Here is a 626-nt window from a genome sequence, read left to right as displayed (position 1 = left end):
TTAAAGCTTGAATTTTTTCATTTAATTCATCTTTTTTAGCTGTCATTGCTTCAACATCGTCAGCTTCTTGCGCTGCTTTCAATTCATCTTTAAGCGCGTTAGCTTCGTCAAGTTCAGCTTGATCAACTTTACCTTCTAACTCACCAGTTGTTTTTTCAACTTGGAAGATTAATTGGTCAACTTCGTTTTTAAGATCTGCTGCTTCTTTACGTTTTTTATCTTCTTCAGCATTCGCCTCAGCATCTTTCATCATACGATCGATTTCGTCGTCTGATAAACCTGAGTTAGATTGGATGGTAATTTGTTGCTCTTTACCAGTACCTTTGTCAGTCGCTTTAACATTTACGATACCGTTTTTGTCGATATCAAATGTTACTTCGATTTGAGGTACACCACGTGGTGCTGCAGGAATATCTGTTAATTGGAAACGACCTAATGTCTTGTTATCTGCAGCCATTGGACGTTCACCTTGTAATACATGTACATCTACAGCAGGTTGGTTATCAGCAGCTGTTGAGAATACTTGTGATTTAGATGTTGGGATTGTTGTGTTACGGTCGATTAATTTAGTGAACACGCCACCCATTGTTTCGATACCTAATGATAATGGTGTTACATCAAGTAAT

1 protein-coding gene is annotated in these 626 nt (G+C 37.7%); it reads right to left on the bottom strand.

What is annotated here, in order from left to right:
• Positions 1-626, bottom strand: a 626-nt coding sequence (locus ACRCJ0_RS18270) for an Hsp70 family protein (protein ID WP_431391560.1), incomplete at both ends; no start/stop codon positions are given.

The sequence above is a fragment of the Aerococcus sp. L_32 genome, from assembly GCF_050689315.1.
The sequence above is the reverse complement of the archived record's forward strand: the minus strand, read 5'-3'. Positions and strand labels throughout refer to the sequence as shown.